Source organism: Corallococcus praedator, assembly GCF_003612125.1.
In the GTDB taxonomy this organism is placed as follows: Bacteria; Myxococcota; Myxococcia; order Myxococcales; family Myxococcaceae; genus Corallococcus; species Corallococcus praedator.
Genome location: NZ_RAWI01000205.1, coordinates 1 through 16507, shown reverse-complemented (window position 1 = coordinate 16507; position 16507 = coordinate 1). Strand labels below are relative to the sequence as shown.

Below are 16507 nucleotides of genomic sequence, written 5' to 3'. Positions count from 1 at the left end.
GGGTGGGCAGTTCACGGTGGGCGCGAACATCGCGGGTGGGGCGCTCAAGGGCGTGCAGGCCTCGGTGGGCGCCAACGTGGCTCCGTCCATGGTCGGCCTCCAGGCTTCCTCGGGCCTGAACTACGCGCGCGAGCTGCGGGGCGCGCAGTTGTCGCTGCTCAACGTGGGCGGGGACGTGTCCGGCGCGCAGGTGGGGCTGGTCAACATCGCGGGGAAGGTGGACGGGTTGCAGTTGGGACTGCTCAACGTGGCGCGCGAGTCCCAGGGCGAGGCGCTGGGACTGTTGAGCTTCATCGGCAATGGTCAGGCGAACGTGCAGTTGTGGGCCAGCGATGTCGCGTACACGAACGTGGCGTTGAAGTTTGGCAGCCAGCACTTCCACACGCTGCTGACGTTGGGCTTCAATCCCGGCACCCACACCCACCGTCGCCGCTATGTGGCGGGCTTCGGCTTCGGCACGCACATCCCGACGGGACGTCTGTTCTTCGACCTGGACGCCATTGGCACCAGCGTCCATGCCGACAATCTCTTTCGCGACGGCGATGGCCTGAACGTGCTCGCGCAGTTGCGGCTGGTGGCGGGGTGGCAGGTGGCGAAGCGCTTCGCGCTCATTGGCGGCGTCACCGGCAACACGCTGGTCACCTGGGACAACGGCGACCGGTGGGAGGAGCTGGGCATCGGGCCTGAGTGGCGCAGCGTCTCCGACGGGGGCCGCACCACGGTGCGCGTGTGGCCGGGCGTGCTGCTGGGCGTGCAGTTGTAGCGCGAGGACTTCGTCATGAATCGGGAGGGAACCATGTGGAAGCGGTGGGTGGTGGCAGTGCTCGCGGCGGGTCTGACGACCGGCTGCTATTTCTCCGAGGACGTGCAGGGAAACGGCGACACCGTGACGGAAGGGCGCGTCACGGAGGGCTTCGTCAACGTGGAGAACAACAGCGCGTTGTCCGTGGTGGTGACACAGGGGGACGTGGCGGACGTGAAGGTCGTCATCGATTCGAACCTCCAGCCGAACGTGCGCACCTTCGTGAATGCCGGGCAGACGCTCTTCATCGAGACGGACGGTGAGTTCAACCCCAGGGGACAGGCGCGCGTGGAGGTCCAGCTCCCTCGCGTGGTGGGCATCACGCAGAACGGCTCCGGCAGCGTGCGGGTGGAGGGGTTCGAGCAGGGCCAGGATGACGTGCGGCTGGTGACGAAGGGCTCCGGCACGCTGTTCTTCTGCGGCGGGGCCCGCACCCTGGATGCGAAGCTCCACGGCTCCGGGAGCATGGAGCTGTGCACGTCGGGGGCGCAAATGGCGGAGTGGGTGGACCTCACCCAGACCAGCTCGGGGGAGCTGAGGTGGTCCGGCGACGCGAAGCTGGTGCGCACCGCCACGGATGGCTCCGGCCGCATGACGCTCTCGGGGGTGACCCACCGGCTGGAGGCCCGTCTGGACGGCAGCGGACGGGTGGATGCCCAGGGCCTGAAGGCCGTGGACGTGGACATCATGTCGCTGGGGTCGGGGAACATCGTCGCGTTCGTGGACGGGGGCGGCGTGGTCGTCATGCTCAGCGCGTCGGGGAACGTGGAGCTCTTCGGCCACGCGCTGTCCACCCAGGCGCGGGTGAACGGCAGCGGTCGGGTCATCTGGCACTGACTACCTTGTCTTCATCACCCGCGATGGCGGCGGGTGGGAAGGCAGGCAGGCGATGTCGGGGACCATGCGGTCGATGGTGCTCCATGCACCCGGGCAGCCGTTGAGGGAGGAGCACCTCCCCATGCCGGTGCCCGGGCCGGAGCAGGTGCTGTTGAAGGTGCACGCCTGCGCCGTGTGTCGCACCGACCTGCACGTGGTGGACGGTGAGTTGACCCGCCCGAAGCTGCCGCTGGTGCCCGGCCACGAAATCGTGGCGACGGTGATGACGGCGGGTGAACGGGTGGGGGGCTTCGTGCCGGGGATGCGCGTGGGCGTGCCGTGGCTGGGGTGGAGCTGTGGGCACTGCCGGTTCTGTCGCGCGGGGAAGGAGAACCTCTGCGACACGGCGCGCTTCACCGGCTACGACGTGGACGGGGGCTTCGCGGAGTACACCGTCGCGGATGCGCGCTTCTGCTTCCCGCTGCCGCCGTCGTTCCGGGACGTGGAGGCCGCGCCGCTGATGTGCGCGGGGCTCATCGGCTTTCGCAGCCTGCGCATGGCGGGGGAGGGGCCCCGGCTGGGGTTGTATGGTTTTGGCGCCGCCGCGCACATCCTCATCCAGGTGGCGCGCTACCAGGGGCGCAAGGTGTATGCCTTCACCCGCGAGGGTGACGTGAAGGGCCAGGCGTTCGCGCGCGAGCTGGGCGCGGTGTGGGCGGGAGGTTCGGGCATGGCGCCACCGGAGCCGTTGGATGCGGCCATCCTCTTCGCCCCGGTGGGCGCGCTGGTGCCCGCGGCGCTGCGGGCCGTGGACAAGGGCGGCGTGGTGGTGTGCGGCGGCATCCACATGAGTGACATCCCCTCGTTTCCCTATTCGGTGTTGTGGGAGGAGCGGGTGGTGCGGTCGGTGGCGAACCTCACGCGGTCGGATGCGTTGGACTTCCTGGCGCTGGCGCCGCGCGTGCCGGTGCGCACGGAGGTGCAGGTGTTTCCCCTGTCCGCCGCGAACGAGGCGCTCCAGGCGCTGCGCGAGGGGCGCGTGCGAGGGGCGGCGGTGCTGGACATGACGGGCACGGCCGAGGGCCCGCGGGCCTGACTGCCTGGATGCTTGGAACGCGGGGGAGTGCACAGCTTTGGCGGAACACGGAGGCTGCCCACCGCATGAAAGCGCTTCAGGAGACGGGACCGTTCGCCGGCTATGACTCGGAGCACCACCCGCTGGGCTCGTACGCGGCGCTCATCGGGACGTTCGGCACGTCGATGCTCGGGTTCCTGGGATGGATGGGCGCATCCGGGCGGCGGTTGCCGGAGCGCCTGGGCTGGAAGGACCTGGCGCTGTTCGGCATCGCGACGCACGCGGTGACGCGGCTGGTGGCGCTGGACAAGGTGACGAGCCCGCTGCGCGCGCCGTTCGTGCGCTTCGATTCCGACAGCACCGCGGGCGAGGTGGTGGAGAAGGCGCGGGGCGAAGGGCCCCGCCGCGCGCTGGGCGAGCTGTTGGACTGTCCCTTCTGCCTGAGTCCCTGGGTGGCGACGGGCTTCGTGGCCGCGTCCACGGTGCGTCCCCGCGAGACGCGCTTCGTGGCCTCCATCTTCGCGCTCAGCGCCGCGTCCTTCTTCCTGCACCGGGCCTACGAATGGCTGGGCGAAGGCCTGCACCGCACGCGCGCGCAGGTGCAGTTGTTGGAGAAGCAGCAGGAGCGCGAAGCCGCCGTGCAGTTCCCCGACCGTGGGCCGCAGGTCGTGGAGTCCGGCCGCGCGCCGATTCCATCTCCAAGCTGAATCCGTCCACGGGTGGAGTCCATGGGGGGAATGCGCTAGACGGGCCGCGCCACCCGCGCTCGCGATGACCTCCACCCCGACTCCCGACTCCTCCCGCCGCGCGCTCCCCGGTCTGCTGGTGCTGTTCGCGCTGGTGCTTCTCTGGGCGGTGGTTGCGGTGGCGCCGGTGTGGCTCCAGGCCGCTCGCTCCTGCTTCGCGACCTATGACCTGGGCATCTACGCCCAGGCCCTGGCGCGGATGTCGCTGAGCGATCCGAATCCCTGGCTCAGCGCGCGGCAGGTCTTCATCTTCGCGGACCACTTCGATCCCGTGCTGTGGCTGGCCCGGCCCCTGGGCGCGCTGCTGCCAGCGATGTGGGCGGGGCTGTTGGCGGAGGCCTTGTTCGTCGTGCTGTCGCTCGCGCCGCTCGTGTGGCTCTACGTGCGCGGCCTGCTGGACCGGGCTTCCACTGTGTTCCTGGGCGCCGTGCTGCTCTTCAACACCGGCACGCTGGCGGCGCTCATCTATCCCATCCACCCCACCACGTGGGCCATGCTCCCGTGGACGTGGTTCGCGGTGGCGTACTGCTTGCGGCGCACGGGGTGGATGTTCGCCGCGCTGGTGTTGCTGTTCGCCTGCAAGGAGGAGTTCGCCTTCGTGGGCCTGATGCTCGCTGGCGGGCTCTGGCTCCGGGGCGAGCGTCGCATCGCGCTGTGGGTGTTCACGCTATCGGTGGCGTGGCTCGCGTTCGTGTTCTTCGGGCGCTCCGCGTTGTGGGGCGAGACCGTGAACTACCGCACGCGGCTGTCGCCGACAGCGGGCCAGGGGCTGGGCGCGTATCTGGCCGAGCGTTTCGCGCTCGAACACCTGCGGCGCATCGGCACCCTGCTCACCGTCTTCATCCCCGTGGGCCTCTGGGCCTGGCGTCAGAAGTGGAAGCCGGATTGGGTGTGGCTGTCACTGCTGCTGCCCATGATTGGCATCCGCTTTCTGGGCATGGCGTGGCGCGCCCAGTACGGCGCCCCGCTCATGGCCGCCGCGCTCATGGCCCTGCTGCCACTGCTGCTCCGGCGTGGCCCGCCGCCCTGGGTGTTGCTCACCACCGGCGTGCTGCTCTTCACCACCAACCAGAACCTCCTGCGCTCTTCATGGCGCAGCGTCTCCCGTTCGGAGTCCCTTCCCGCGCACTGCCCGGCCACGCCCGCACGCCTGGATGCCCTTCAGCGCGCGAAGGACGTCCTCGCCGTGAACCAAGGGGGCAAGGTTCTGCTCGGCGGCAACCTCGTGCCGGATGTGGCTTCGCGGGACGACATCTACATGGTGGGTGGGCCCCAGCCGGATGGGGTCCTCATCTACGACCTGGTGCTGGTGGAGAAGCCGCCCCTGGGCATTCCCGCGCCCGTCACCCCGGAGCGACTGGGCGAACTCATCGACCTGTGGCGCTCCCAGCCGGACACCCAGGTGCTCATCGACGATGCGCACGTCTTCCTCGCGCGGGGGCGCTTCACCGTCGTGCGTTGAGGCATTGTGCCCCGCTTGCGCGGGCGCACGTCCCATCCTGCCCCGGCGTTGCTTCAGCCGTTCCCAGGCGACGCGCACCACCGCTGACGACGGTTCAGTGCAGGCTGACCGTGGTGCGCAGCAGCGCCAGGTACGTCCAGTCCCGCGTGGGCTCTTCCACGGGCGGGGTGTCGTAGTGGTTCACGTAGCCCGCGACGCCCACGCCCAGGAAGCCGGTGACCCACCAGCGGAAGCTCAGCGCTCCGCCCGTCGCACCCCCGGGCTCCACGTCCGCCGCGCCGCGCCCCAGCCACAGCCGCTCCATGCGCGCGGCCACCTCCAGCGAACCGGAAGGGATGCCCTCCGAACCCACGCCCGCGAGCGCCTGGGGCCACTGGTTGCCTTCGCGAGGCTGGCCGCGCAGCACCCACGATGCCTCCACGCCCAGGCCCTGGCTGCGCAGCGTGGGCAGCGATTCGCGAGGCGTGGCCGGATTCCCGTCCGTGTCCCGCGAGCGGTGCTCCCACGCGGCCGCCGCCTGCACGTCCACGCGCACGGGCCCCGCGTCCATCCGGCCATGGGCCTCCGTCACGGTGCGGTAGCCGGACACCGGCGGCGGTCGGTAGAAGAGGAAGTTCTGCGGCAGCCGCCCGCCGATGCCGGGCCGGTCGAACGCGTCCTCCACGTGCGCGCCCGCGCCCAGGCGCAGCCCGCCGTGGTGCACGTCCAGACGCGCGTCCACGGAAGGCGAGGCGTTGTCGTTGCCCAGCGGGCTGCCGGAGCCATTGCCCAATCGCAGCCATCCTTCCAGGGGCAGCGACGCGGGCGTCCACTGCGCCTCCAGGCCCAGGTCGCGCCGGGCCCAGAACGCCTGCGTCACCAGGGGCAGCTCCGGAATGGGCAGCGTTTCGATGCTCTGGTCGCGCCCGGCGGGGAACAGCGGCGTCTTCGCGTAGCCGATGGACAGACGCAGCCCGGTGATGATCAGCAGGTCCACGTACGCGTCGAGCAGCGCGGGCTTCTCCTGCGCCCACTCCGCGGTGCCCACGGCGACGAGCCACGGCACGGGCTGTCCCCGGGCCCCCATCCGCAAACGCGCGAGCGTGAAGCCGTCATGGCCCTCGATGTCATCGGCGTGGACGCGGTAGTCCACCTCGCCCACGAGCGTGGGCGTGATGAACGGCCCCTGCGCGCGCGCACCTGACGCGGTCAGGAGGGCCAGTGCGGCGAGCGTGAGCGGGCGGGTCATTCGTCGATGGGGAGGATGCGCAGGGTGTGCGTGGTGCCGTTGGACGGGTCGCCGTCATGGTCCGCCACGAAGATGCGCTTGTTCTTCGCGTCGTACGCGATGCCGTGCGGCTGCTGGAAGCCACCGGCCAGCACGCGCACCTCGCCCGACGGGCGGATGCTCAGCACGGTGCCGTCGCGGCTGCCGGTGAGCAGCGTGTCACCGGGGCCGGTGGCCAGCAGGTCCGGGCTGGGCAGCGTGGCGAACGGCACCAACTGCGACGGGTTGGACAGCGGCGCGCGGTACACCTTGCCCGCGAGCTGGTCGGAGATGAACAGCGTCTCACCCACGGCGAGCACGCCCACGGGCTTCTGGAGCGCGCCCACCACTTCCTGCTCGGTGCCGTCCAGGGTGAGCCGGGCCACGCTGCCCACGTTCACGTTGTTGTTGCGCACGAAGTAGCCGTCCAGCAGCTGCCCGTCCGCCGTGACGGTGATGCCGATGCGGCGGCGCTCGGGCGGCAGGTTGGGCACCTTCGCGGAGGTGCCATCCGGGCGGACATAGACGACGTCGCCCGCGGTGCCACCGCCGAAGCGCACCACCACCAGCGTGCCGTCCGCGAGCCGCGCCAGCGCACCCAGGCCCGGACCGTCGGCGGGCGCGGAGGGCAGGTCCGCGACCAGCGAGATGCCCTCGCCATCACGGTAGCGCAGCACGCGGTTGTTCTCGTCGTCGGCCATGAAGAGCGTCGCGCTCTCCGCGTCCCACCAGAGGCCGTTGGGGTCGCCATCCACGCTGATGGTCGTGGGGCCACGCTCCACGGTCGGCCCGTCCCAGGGCTCCATCACTTCGCCCGACGAGCAACCCACGGCGGCCAGCGTCATGCCCAGCAGGGCAGGGAAGAGGATTCGCATGGACACTCCCTTTATCGCGGATTGGACACGCTCGGCACGGCCCTTCACGGGCCGGACACTGCCCTGGACTCCGGGGAGGGGACCTGCCGGCGCGGGGAGGGAGTCGGTAGCGTCGCTCCTTCGTGGAGACACCTCGCATGAAGAGACCTTCCACTCGGGGATGGCTCGTGCTCGCGGGCGTGCTGTGGCTGGGCGTCATCGTCACGGGGCTCGTGACATTGGCCCGGTACTCGTTCACGCCCGGGGTCGCGCAGGCGATGGTGGCGCGGTGGCCGGAGGGGACGCCGCTGACGCGTCAGGCCGGGCGGCCCGTGCTGGTGATGCTCGCGCACCCGAAGTGTCCCTGCACGCGGGCCAGCGTGGCGGAGCTGCAGGCGTTGATGGCGCACGCGGACGGGCGCGCGGATGCGTTCGTCCTGTTCATGCGTCCGGAGGGATTGGAGGACGGCTGGGAGCAGGGAGAGCTGTGGCGCGCCGCCGCGAGCATCCCCGGCGTCACGGTGCTGAAGGACCCTGGCGGCGTGGAGGCGAAGCGCTTCGGTGCGACGACCTCCGGACACGTGGTGCTCTACGGCGCGGACGGCCACCTGCGCTTCAGTGGAGGCCTCACCGTGGCGCGGGGACACGTGGGAGACAGCCCGGGGCGCACGGCGCTGGAGCGCGTGCTGCGTGAAGGCGGAGAGGGGCGCGACACGCCCGTGTATGGCTGCGCGCTGGAGGACCCTCCGACGACCGCGACCCGCTGAAGCGCGCGGATGTCCTGCGGAAGGCGGATGCGGTCGCGGCGTTGTTCCGCGTCGGACGTCCGGAGGCGGGAGCTGTTGGCGCGGTGGAGCGTCTGGGATTGGCTCCGCGCGCCTTTCGTCCGTGCCACCTTCTTCGCGGGGGAGCCCTTCCATGTCGCTCGATCACTACGTCACCCTGGGCCGCTCCGGCCTGCGCGTCAGTCCCTTCTGCCTGGGGGCCATGACGTTTGGCGAAGACCTGGGGTGGGGCAGCAGCGTGCAGACGTCCAACTCCATCATGGACCGCTTCATCGAGCGGGGCGGCAACTTCATCGACACGGCGAACGTGTACACGTTCGGCCACTCGGAGAAGATCATCGGGGACCACCTGGGCAAGGACCCCGCGAAGCGCGACCGGGTGGTCATCGCCACCAAGTTCTTCGGCAACCTCTTCGAGAAGGATCCGAACGGCGGAGGCGCGAACCGCAAGTCGGTGATGGCCGCGTGCGAGGAATCGCTGCGCCGGCTCCAGACGGACTACATCGACCTGTACTGGATGCACGCCTGGGACGCGAACACGCCCATCGAGGAGACGATGCGCGCGCTGGATGACCTCGTGCGCTCGGGCAAGGTCCGCTACGTGGGCTTCTCCGACACGCCGGCATGGAAGGTGGCGCAGGCGCAGGTGACGGCGATGTTCCGGGGCTGGGCGCCACTGGTGGCATTGCAGATCGAATACTCGCTGCTGGAGCGCACGGTGGAAGGTGAGCTCATCCCCATGGCGCTGGAGCTGGGGCTGGGCGTGACGCCGTGGTCGCCGCTGCGCAGCGGGGCGCTCAGCGGCAAGTACACGCGCCAGAACGCGGGCAAGCAGAAGGCGGACCGGGGCGCGTGGGCGGAGAGTTCGCTCAACGAAAAGACCTACGACCTCATCGACCTGCTCCAGCGCGTGGCGAAGGAGCAGGCCTCCACGGTGGCGCGCGTGGCGCTGGCCTGGGTGCAGAACCGCCCGGGCGTGGCGTCCACCATCCTGGGCGCGCGCACGCTGGAGCAGTTGGACAACAACCTGGGCGCGCTGGACGTGAAGCTCACGCCCGAACAGGTGAAGGCGCTGGATGACCTCTCCAAGCCCACGCTCAACTTCCCGTCGGCCTTCCTGGAGAACGCCTCGGCCTTCATGCACGCGGGGCTGAGGGTGAACGGTGTCCAGGCCCCGGCGGGAGGCATGGCGCCGAAGCCGGGCACCCCGCGTTACTGATCCGAGCGGTGGAAACCCGGGCCCCGTCCGTACAGGGGCCCACAGTGTGGAGTGCGAGGCCGTACGTTTCAGCCCGTGCCAACGGGAAAACGGCGGCCGGAGCGTTCACGACATGACGCTCGCGGTAGCGCGAACGGGGGCCGTTCCTAGTATCGGTCCCCTGGCAGTCGGGTGGGTCGGTGGTCTGGCGCGGTAAGGGCGGCGGGAGGGTGGCGTGAGCGAGCTTCTGACGGGTGACGGGCAGTTGCGTGCGCAGGGTGTCGGCACTCCGGTTTCCTCGGGCGGTGCGGGCTTCTCCCACGACTCCGAAACCTTCGATGCGGAGCTGGATGCGTGCCTGGATCGCGCGCTCTTCTCCGGTCCTTCTCAAGACATCGACATCGACATTGACGACGCGCAGGAGGTCGCGGCGACCGGCTCCATGCGCGCGCTGCTCGACCTGGCCTCCACGGAAGAGTCGTGGCTGGAGTCGCTGCCGCAGCCCTCCAACGACGACACGGAAGCCCCGATGTCGCTTTCGGACGAGGCCGCGAACTTCGTCATCCCGGAGTGGCTGCGCGCCGAGGAATCGCCGTCCTCCGACAACGCCGCGTCGTGGGGCAGCGCGCCGCAAGCGGATGTCTGGGCCCCGCCCGGCTCTCCGGCCGCGGCCTATTCGCCGCAGCCGTGGGTGCCCTACGAAGCGCCGGCCCCGGAGGCTCCGCCCCCGGCCATCGCGGACGTCTCCACGCGCATCCTGGGGATGAATCCCCTCTCCTTCGTCAGCGCCGTGGCCATGGGCGCGCTCGCTGCGGGCCTGCTCGTCGTCGCGGGTGTGCGGCTGACCTCGGGAAATGATCAGCAGGCGGCCACGGTGCAGGACACGGGTTCCTTCACGCAGTCCGTGCAAGCCACGGGTTCGCGTCAGGTCGCCACGGCCACCCCGGGCACGCAGGTCGCCACGAACTCGCAAAGCGTCGTGGGCAACCCGGCCTGGCAGCCGTCCAATGACTTCCAGCAGGCCGCCGCGTCCGTCTCCAGCACGGTGGGCACGTCCGCGCTCACGGAGGCCCAGCGCGCCGCGCAGTCCCTTACGCCGAACGCGCCCGTGCTCTCTGGCCCGGCGAACGTGGGCCTGACCACCGGCCTGCACACGCTGGCCCCAGACGCGCAGGCGCCCACGGCGACCGCCTCCGTGACGAAGAAGAAGGTCGCCGTGGCCCCGCGCGCCGCGACCCTCGAGGAGCCGGAGGACACGGGCGAGGTCCGCGAGCTGTCCTTCGGCCGGGAGATCTCCGCCGAGGAGATCGAGCAGGCCCGCCAGGCCGCCGCCGCCGCGGAGGCCGAGGAGGCCACGCCGCCGGGGTCGGAGTTCGACGAGGACTTCGCCCGGGAGATGGGCTTCACCGAAGAGGCGGAGTCCGCCCAGGCGCAGGCGTCGAAGCAGGCCCCGGAGAAGACCGTCTACATCCCGCCGGCCCCCAGCGCCGCCGGCCCCGAGCGCCTGTCTCCCTCCGACGTGAGCAGCGTTGTCCTCACGAACCAGCCGGCCATCGCCGCCTGCGTCCAGAACTTCAAGGCGGGCACGGCCCTGGAGAACGGCGGCCGCTTCCAGGTGCGCTGGTCGGTGGACACTTCCGGCAGCGTGTCCGGCGTGGCCATGGAGACCGAGTCCCTGCGCGGCTCGCCGCTCGCCGGCTGCGTCGAGGACCGGGTGCGCGGCTGGAAATTCCCCGTGCACCGCGTGGCCATGGACGGCCCCGTGCGCTTCCCCTTCGTCTTCTAGGACTGGACAAGCACAATATGCATAGGTATGAATATATACAGCCATGCATGTTGACGTCTTCCAGACCCTGGCCGACCCCACGCGCCTGCTCATCGTCGAGGCGCTGAGGGGCGGCGAGCACGCCGTGAACGACATCGTCGACCGGGTGGACATCCACCAGTCGGGCGTCTCACGGCACCTGCGCATCCTCCAGGAGGCGGGCTTCGTCCAGGTCCGCCCCGAGGGAACGAAGCGGCTGTACTCGCTGCGTCCGGAGCGCTTCCAGGAACTCGATGCCTGGGTGACCCGGTATCGCGTTCTCTGGGAGGCCCGCCTCGACCGGTTCGGCGAGGCGCTGGAACGGAAGCAGAAGGCGCGCATGGCCAAACCCCGGAAGGAAGAGCCATGACCGCGAACGCCACGAAGCGCATCACGTTTGAACGCACGTACACCGCGCCCCTGGAGGACGTCTGGGAGCTGTGGACGACGAAGGACGGCATCGAGTCCTGGTGGGGTCCGGAAGGCTTCTCCGTGACGGTCCACGAACTCGACCTGCGAGCTGGCGGCTTGATGCGCTACGCGATGACGGCGACCGCGCCGGATCAGGTGGCCGGCATGAAGCAGGCGGGCCTGCCCCTCACCAGCGAAGCCCGGCTCACCTACTCGGAAGTCACCCCCCAGCGCCGGCTCGGGTACACGACCGTGGTGGACTTCATCCAGGGCGTCGCGCCGTATGACGTCTCCACGCTGGTGGAGCTCCACCCGAACGGGCAGGCCGTGCGGATGGTCGTGACGTCCGACGCCATGCACAGCGAGGAGTGGACGAAGAGGGCGTCCCAGGGGCTGGAGAGCCAGCTCGGCAAGCTCTCGAAGCGCTTCCAGCGCTGACCCTTCACGGAGGAACCGTCAGCACCGCGTCCCGGAGGCGTTTATCCTCTCCGGGTCATGACGAAGCGCGCGCCTCCGATGCCGGAGGGTCCAGACCCCACCGAGGTGCACCTGTGCTACCGCTGCCTGGTGCGGCTGCCGGTGGAGGCGGGTGGGGCGGACCTGCCGCGCCGCGTGCGCGAAGCGCTGAAGACGCACGGGCTCGCAGGCGAAACCCAGCTCATCCCCGCGTCCTGTCTGGGTCACTGCCCCACGGGCTTGGTCACCACGCTGGTCGTCCCCGACGCCACGGCGAAGGGGACGCACGCGAAGCTCATCGACCCGTTGGCGGACGGCGAGGACCTGGCGAAGCACCTGCTCCAGGTCCGCGCGAAAGTCGGGCGGCCTTGAGCAGCGCTTCCATCATGGGCACGCAGCTCGCGGTGCCCGTGCCGGCAATCGCATAGGCGGTGCCGTGGTCCGGCGACGTGCGTGGCACCGGCAGTCCCAGCGTCACGTTCACCGTGCGCTCGAAGTCCAGCGCCTTGGCCGGGATGAGTCCCTGGTCGTGGTACATGGCCAGCACCACGTCGTACTTCGCGCCCACCTCGTCGGGCCGGGCGAACAGGCCGTCCGCGGGAATGGGCCCGTGCGCATCCACCCGCTTGGCGCGTGCGCGGCGGATGGCGGGACCAATCACCTCCACCTCCTCGCGCCCCAGCATCCCGCCCTCGCCCGCGTGGGGGTTGAGCCCCAGCACGGCGATGCGCGGCTTGCGACCCACCACCGGCTCCAGGCTGCGCGACAACAACTGGAGCTGCGCCACCAGCTTCTCCACCGTCAAGAGCTTCGGCAGCGCGGAGATGGGGACGTGGTTCGTCGCCAGCGCGATGCGCACGCGCGGCCCGTCCATCATCATCAACACGTCCACGCCGAACGCGTCCGCCAGCACCTCCGTGTGGCCCATGAAGGGGATGCCCGCGCGCGAAATCTCCTCTTTCGACACCGGCGCCGTGCACAGCGCGTCCACCGTGCCCGCGCGCATCGCGTCGATGGCGGCCCGCACGTACGCGTACTGCGCGCGGCCACCCTCGCGTGAAGGCTTGCCCGGCACGCGGTGCTTCTGTGCAAGCCGCGTCACCTCCACCACCGCCGGCCCCGTCGTGCGCCCCAGCTCCTCCAGGGGCACGCGCGGAAAGCGGCGGAAGAGGGGGAAGCCCTCCAGCGTGGGCCCGTCCCCGAACACCACCGGCACCAGCGCGCGGCGCACCGCGGGGCGTGCCAGCGCCAGGGCCGTCACCTCCGGCCCGATGCCCGACACGTCCCCCAGCGAGATGCCCACGCGAGGCAGCGCGGGCGTCGTGGCCACCGGGGCGCTCTTCACATCTTCACTTCGACGTTGGCCTTGGAGCGCAGCTCCTGGACGTACTGCTCCAGGAACTTCTCCGTCTTCTCGGAGAGGAGCTTGGACTCCAGCTTGGGCTTCATCTCCTCGAAGGAGGCCACCGCGACGTTGCGGCGCTCCTCCACCTTCAGGATGTGCCAGCCGAAGTTGGTGCGGATGGGCTCGCTCACCTCGCCCTGCTTGAGGTTGAAGGCGGCCTTCTCGAACGCGGGCACCATCACGCCGCGCTTGAAGTAGCCCAGGTCACCGCCATCCGCCGCGCTGGGGCCCTCGCTGCGGGCGCGCGCCAGGGCGGAGAAGTCCATGCCCTCACGGCGGGCCTCCTTCGCGATGCCCTCCGCCTTCTGCTTCGCGGCGGCCACCTGCTCCGGCGTGGCCTTGGCGTCCACCTGCACCAGGATGTGGCGGGCGTGCACCTCCACGTCCTCGCTCTCCATGCGCGTGTACTGGGTATACGCGGCCTTGAGGTCCTCCTCGGTGACCTTCACCTTGGGGCCCACCTTCATGCGCAAGAGCTTGTCGCGCACCACGCGCTTGCGCAGCATGTCCTTGTAGCTGGCGAGCGTGTAGCCCTCGTTCACGAGCATCTGTTCGAACTGCTTCATGTCCGGGACGTTGTTCTGCTTGAGCACGTCCTGCACCAGCTCATCGACCTCCGCGTCCGTGGTGGTGATGCCCAGCTGCTGCACCTCCGTCTCCATCAGCTTCTCGCCGATGAGCGTGTCCAGCGCGCTCTTCATGAGCTGAGCGCGGGCCTCGGTGCGCTTGCGCGGGTCCACTTCGGAGTTGATGCGCTGAAGCTCCGGCGCGGCCCGCAGCTGCACTTCCGACAGGGCGATGACGTCGCGGTTCACCACCGCCGCCACCCTGTCCACCAGCTCCGCGCGCGCGGACGTACCGCCCGCCAGGAGCATCACCGCCGCCAGGAACGCCACCAGGTTCTTCATCGCAACGACCCTCTCCACGAAACCCCGGGACGGCCAACCGGCAGGCCCCCGGAAAAGTCCTTCACTTCGCCGCCTGCGGCGCCGGCCGCCCGCGGATGGTCTGCAGCGTGGCCTCGTTCACCACCACCTGGGCCTTCTCGCGCAGGTCCTTCTCGAAGGCCTCCTGCGCTTGCGCCCGCTTGGTCTCCAGCAAGCGCGCCTCCACCTTGGAGCGGACCTCCACCAGCTCCCGCTTCCTCGCCGCCCTGCGCTCCAGCACCTTGAACAGGTGGTAGCCGTACTCCGTGGACACCACGTCCGAAACCTGCCCCACCCCCAGCTTGAATACCACCTCGTCGAAGGCCGGCGGCATCTGTCCCCGGGGGAAGAAGCCCAGGTCCCCGCCCACCTTGGCGTCCGCGCTGAGCGAATAGCGCCGCGCCAGGTCGGAGAACTTCTTGCCGGCCTTGAGCTGCACCTGGAGCCGGCGCGCCTCGTCCAGGCCCTTCACCACCATCTGCGCCGCGTGGACCTCCTCCGGCTCCTGGAAGTCCGCCTCGTGCGCCGCGTAGTACGCGCGCAACTCCTCCTCCGTCACCGCCACGCGCGAATAGACGTGGTGGGTGAAGAGCTTCTCGATGGTGAGCCGGCTGGCCTCGCGCGCGCGCAGCTCCGCCATGGACAACTGGCCCTGGGCGAGCACCTCGTTGAAGTTGCCGGCCGGGTAGTCGCCCGACAGCCGCAGCACGCCCCGGTCCACCTCTTCGGGCGTCACCGCGATGTTGTTCTGCTTGGCCGCCTGGAGCAGCAGCATCCGCTTCACCAGCGTGTCCACGAGCGCGCGCTTGAAGGGCTCCACCTCTTCAGGCGTGGGTTCGGGCCCTTCGGTGGTCGCCAGCTCCCGGCCCAGCTCCTGTTCGAAGTCCGCGCGGCTGAGCGACTCGCCGTTCACGGTGGCGACCACCGCGGGGTCCGGGCCCTCCTGCGTCGGCGGACGGCAGCCGGCGGAGCCCAGCACGCCGGCGCCAAGCACCAGGGCGGCGGACCAGGACAGCAGGGAGGCGCGGAGGGAAGCAGGACGCATGCGCGGAGGCCTCGGGGAGGACAGCGGGGGACCTTCCACGGTGGTGCCGGGCCGCGGGGCTTTCAAGCGGGACGTCACGGCCGGGATGGGAAGCGAACGGATGGGCCCATGGGACGGGCTTCCGGGTAGCACGGCGTCGGGGCCCCGACAACCCACGGGGAGGCTTGGAGCCTGGGGGCGGCGCCCCTAGAGCTTCGTCGCGTTGGACGTCAGGAAGGCCTCCACCTGGGGGAAGATTTCATCCGGCGCCTTTCGGCCCAGCACCAGGTCCGCGTGGCCATAGTCCTCCGCGAAGCCGTGGCCGCGCCCGGCGACCAGCATCTTCACCGGCCCGCCCAGGTGCTCCTTCGCCCGGGCCACCGCCAGGGGCGGCGCGAGCAGGTCCCGGCTGCCGGCGATCAACAGGAAGGGGATGCGCACCCCGGCCAGCGGCTCGCGGTAGTCGAACTCGCCGTCATAGGAGGTGAACTTGCTGGAGACGATCCACCGGGCGAACTGCCGTCCCACGCCGCCCGCGATGTCCGCCGGCACGTTGGCCAGCGCCCAGCGCACCACCTGCGGATCCATGTTCTCCGCCAGCATCATGTACCGGGTGAGCGGCCCCGGCGGCGCCCCGAAGAAGGCGATGCTGGTGACGCGGCGGGTGGGGATGACCTTCAGCTTGAGCAGCGGCTCCACTCGCTGGACGAAGGCGCGCAGGCCCGGCTGCACCGCGAAGGTGAACGGCGCGCCCAGGGCCACCCCCGCCTTCACCGGCGCCTGGGGGTTCTTCGCCAGGTGGGCGTAGAGCATCAGGCCGCCCTTGGAGTGGCCCACCCAGAGGACCTGCTGGGCACCGGTGGACATCACCGTGCGCAAAGCAGTTCTCACATCGTGTTCCGCCTGATCATCAAAATTCCAGTCGGCGCACGCCCCGGCGAGCCCCCGGCCGCGCAGCTCGATGACCCAGGTCTCGAACCCCGCCCGGGCCAGGTAGCGCGCCAGGCTGTACTGCTCGTTGAAGTCCATGTGGAAGCGGTTGGCTCCCAGCCCGTGGCACAGGATGACGGGCTCCGCGTACCGGCGCTCGCCGCGCGGGTGGTAGCGCCCCAGCGCGATGGCGGCCCCGTCGTCCGTGGGCACCCGGTAGAGCTCATCCGGCTTGAAGCTCAGTGTCAGCAACCCCTCCTTGCCGCGCTCGACTGCTCGCGTGAAGAGGTCCGCCATCCGGCTCAACCGGGGTGCCGCTGCCTGTCGTGATGTCACCTTCTCATTCTACGCCCGACCGCCAGACGATGCCGCCGTGTCGCACAGGGACTTTCATGGGACGGCAGGACAGTTGCAGGAGGTACGAGGTATTCGCTGGGAGGTCGCAGAAATGGGGCAGGGCCGGGGTTTCAAGGAAGTGGTTTCGACCTTCATTGCCACAGTTTTTCCCACAGATACCCTCCTGGGTGCCTTGAAGGTGATGGAACAGCACCGGGTGCGGTTGGTGGG

General features: G+C 70.1%; 16 protein-coding genes and 2 pseudogenes. 12 read left to right on the top strand and 6 right to left on the bottom strand.

Annotated features, from left to right (window positions below):
- From D7Y13_RS24260 to D7Y13_RS24240, 5 genes and pseudogenes are all read left to right on the top strand, one after another.
- Nucleotides 1-763 (top strand): annotated as a pseudogene (locus D7Y13_RS24260) (hypothetical protein); the annotation flags it as partial.
- 15 nt (nt 764-778) lie between these two features.
- Nucleotides 779-1639: a GIN domain-containing protein gene (locus D7Y13_RS24255; RefSeq protein ID WP_120536104.1), complete on the top strand. Its 861-nt coding sequence runs from the start codon at nt 779-781 to the stop codon at nt 1637-1639.
- Nucleotides 1640-1691: 52 nt separating this feature from the next.
- The gene (locus D7Y13_RS24250; protein ID WP_120585183.1) at nt 1692-2714 is read left to right on the top strand and encodes a zinc-dependent alcohol dehydrogenase family protein; all 1023 of its coding nucleotides are present in this window, start codon (nt 1692-1694) and stop codon (nt 2712-2714) included.
- A 65-nt stretch (nt 2715-2779) separates the two neighbouring features.
- Nucleotides 2780-3400, top strand: coding sequence for a DUF1360 domain-containing protein (locus D7Y13_RS24245; RefSeq protein ID WP_120585182.1), 621 nt, complete (start codon nt 2780-2782; stop codon nt 3398-3400).
- Between the two features lie 64 nt (nt 3401-3464).
- Entirely contained in the window at nt 3465-4901 is a 1437-nt protein-coding gene (locus D7Y13_RS24240) for a DUF2079 domain-containing protein (RefSeq protein ID WP_199732899.1), read from the top strand.
- Nucleotides 4902-4995: 94 nt separating this feature from the next.
- Here the strand turns inward: D7Y13_RS24240 and D7Y13_RS24235 are convergent, their stop codons facing one another.
- Complete coding sequence (locus D7Y13_RS24235) at nt 4996-6129, bottom strand: putative porin (protein WP_120585181.1); 1134 nt, start codon at nt 6127-6129, stop codon at nt 4996-4998.
- Nucleotides 6126-7022: an SMP-30/gluconolactonase/LRE family protein gene (locus D7Y13_RS24230; RefSeq protein ID WP_120585180.1), complete on the bottom strand. Its 897-nt coding sequence runs from the start codon at nt 7020-7022 to the stop codon at nt 6126-6128. The genes D7Y13_RS24235 and D7Y13_RS24230 overlap by 4 nt, the downstream gene beginning before the upstream one ends.
- Nucleotides 7023-7159: 137 nt before the next feature.
- Between D7Y13_RS24230 and D7Y13_RS24225 the strand changes: the two genes are divergently transcribed.
- The 6 genes from D7Y13_RS24225 (at nt 7160) to D7Y13_RS24200 (ending at nt 12027) form a co-directional block, all read left to right on the top strand.
- Entirely contained in the window at nt 7160-7768 is a 609-nt protein-coding gene (locus tag D7Y13_RS24225; protein WP_120585179.1) for a thioredoxin domain-containing protein, read from the top strand.
- 151 nt (nt 7769-7919) lie between these two features.
- On the top strand, nt 7920-9005 hold the full coding sequence (locus tag D7Y13_RS24220; RefSeq protein WP_120536098.1) for an aldo/keto reductase: 1086 nt from the start codon (nt 7920-7922) through the stop codon (nt 9003-9005).
- A 214-nt stretch (nt 9006-9219) separates the two neighbouring features.
- Nucleotides 9220-10770: an AgmX/PglI C-terminal domain-containing protein gene (locus D7Y13_RS45300; protein ID WP_147444447.1), complete on the top strand. Its 1551-nt coding sequence runs from the start codon at nt 9220-9222 to the stop codon at nt 10768-10770.
- Between the two features lie 43 nt (nt 10771-10813).
- Entirely contained in the window at nt 10814-11158 is a 345-nt protein-coding gene (locus D7Y13_RS24210) for an ArsR/SmtB family transcription factor (RefSeq protein WP_120585178.1), read from the top strand.
- A complete protein-coding gene (locus tag D7Y13_RS24205) occupies nt 11155-11637 on the top strand; it encodes an SRPBCC family protein (protein ID WP_120536095.1) in 483 nt (160 codons plus the stop codon). The genes D7Y13_RS24210 and D7Y13_RS24205 overlap by 4 nt, the downstream gene beginning before the upstream one ends.
- Before the next feature lie 78 nt (nt 11638-11715).
- On the top strand, nt 11716-12027 hold the full coding sequence (locus tag D7Y13_RS24200; protein WP_120585185.1) for a hypothetical protein: 312 nt from the start codon (nt 11716-11718) through the stop codon (nt 12025-12027).
- Here the strand turns inward: D7Y13_RS24200 and pdxA are convergent.
- The 4 genes from pdxA to D7Y13_RS24180 all read right to left on the bottom strand — a co-directional run bounded on the left by pdxA (nt 11951) and on the right by D7Y13_RS24180 (nt 16237).
- A complete protein-coding gene (pdxA, locus tag D7Y13_RS24195) occupies nt 11951-13000 on the bottom strand; it encodes a 4-hydroxythreonine-4-phosphate dehydrogenase PdxA (RefSeq protein ID WP_233595827.1) in 1050 nt (349 codons plus the stop codon). The two genes, D7Y13_RS24200 and pdxA, sit on opposite strands and share 77 nt — an antisense overlap.
- Entirely contained in the window at nt 12997-13968 is a 972-nt protein-coding gene (locus D7Y13_RS24190; RefSeq protein ID WP_120585177.1) for a peptidylprolyl isomerase, read from the bottom strand. Before D7Y13_RS24190 ends, pdxA begins: the two co-directional genes overlap by 4 nt.
- Nucleotides 13969-14029: 61 nt before the next feature.
- Nucleotides 14030-15031, bottom strand: a complete 1002-nt coding sequence (locus D7Y13_RS24185) for a peptidylprolyl isomerase (protein WP_120536092.1) — start codon at nt 15029-15031, stop codon at nt 14030-14032.
- Between the two features lie 186 nt (nt 15032-15217).
- A complete protein-coding gene (locus D7Y13_RS24180) occupies nt 15218-16237 on the bottom strand; it encodes an alpha/beta fold hydrolase (protein ID WP_120536091.1) in 1020 nt (339 codons plus the stop codon).
- Nucleotides 16238-16313: 76 nt separating this feature from the next.
- Here D7Y13_RS24180 and D7Y13_RS47165 point away from each other — a divergent pair.
- Nucleotides 16314-16507 (top strand): annotated as a pseudogene (locus tag D7Y13_RS47165) (hypothetical protein); the annotation flags it as partial.

Bases quoted from the DNA above. Each gene is read 5' to 3' on its own strand.
- D7Y13_RS24255 (WP_120536104.1), top strand. From the start codon at position 779: ATGAATCGGGAGGGAACCATGTGGAAGCGGTGGGTGGTGGCAGTGCTC.
- D7Y13_RS24250 (WP_120585183.1), top strand. From the start codon at position 1,692: ATGTCGGGGACCATGCGGTCGATGGTGCTCCATGCACCCGGGCAGCCG.
- D7Y13_RS24245 (WP_120585182.1), top strand. From the start codon at position 2,780: ATGAAAGCGCTTCAGGAGACGGGACCGTTCGCCGGCTATGACTCGGAG.
- D7Y13_RS24240 (WP_199732899.1), top strand. From the start codon at position 3,465: ATGACCTCCACCCCGACTCCCGACTCCTCCCGCCGCGCGCTCCCCGGT.
- D7Y13_RS24235 (WP_120585181.1), bottom strand. From the start codon at position 6,129: ATGACCCGCCCGCTCACGCTCGCCGCACTGGCCCTCCTGACCGCGTCA.
- D7Y13_RS24230 (WP_120585180.1), bottom strand. From the start codon at position 7,022: ATGCGAATCCTCTTCCCTGCCCTGCTGGGCATGACGCTGGCCGCCGTG.
- D7Y13_RS24225 (WP_120585179.1), top strand. From the start codon at position 7,160: ATGAAGAGACCTTCCACTCGGGGATGGCTCGTGCTCGCGGGCGTGCTG.
- D7Y13_RS24220 (WP_120536098.1), top strand. From the start codon at position 7,920: ATGTCGCTCGATCACTACGTCACCCTGGGCCGCTCCGGCCTGCGCGTC.
- D7Y13_RS24210 (WP_120585178.1), top strand. From the start codon at position 10,814: ATGCATGTTGACGTCTTCCAGACCCTGGCCGACCCCACGCGCCTGCTC.
- D7Y13_RS24205 (WP_120536095.1), top strand. From the start codon at position 11,155: ATGACCGCGAACGCCACGAAGCGCATCACGTTTGAACGCACGTACACC.
- D7Y13_RS24200 (WP_120585185.1), top strand. From the start codon at position 11,716: ATGCCGGAGGGTCCAGACCCCACCGAGGTGCACCTGTGCTACCGCTGC.
- D7Y13_RS24190 (WP_120585177.1), bottom strand. From the start codon at position 13,968: ATGAAGAACCTGGTGGCGTTCCTGGCGGCGGTGATGCTCCTGGCGGGC.
- D7Y13_RS24185 (WP_120536092.1), bottom strand. From the start codon at position 15,031: ATGCGTCCTGCTTCCCTCCGCGCCTCCCTGCTGTCCTGGTCCGCCGCC.
- D7Y13_RS24180 (WP_120536091.1), bottom strand. From the start codon at position 16,237: ATGGCGGACCTCTTCACGCGAGCAGTCGAGCGCGGCAAGGAGGGGTTG.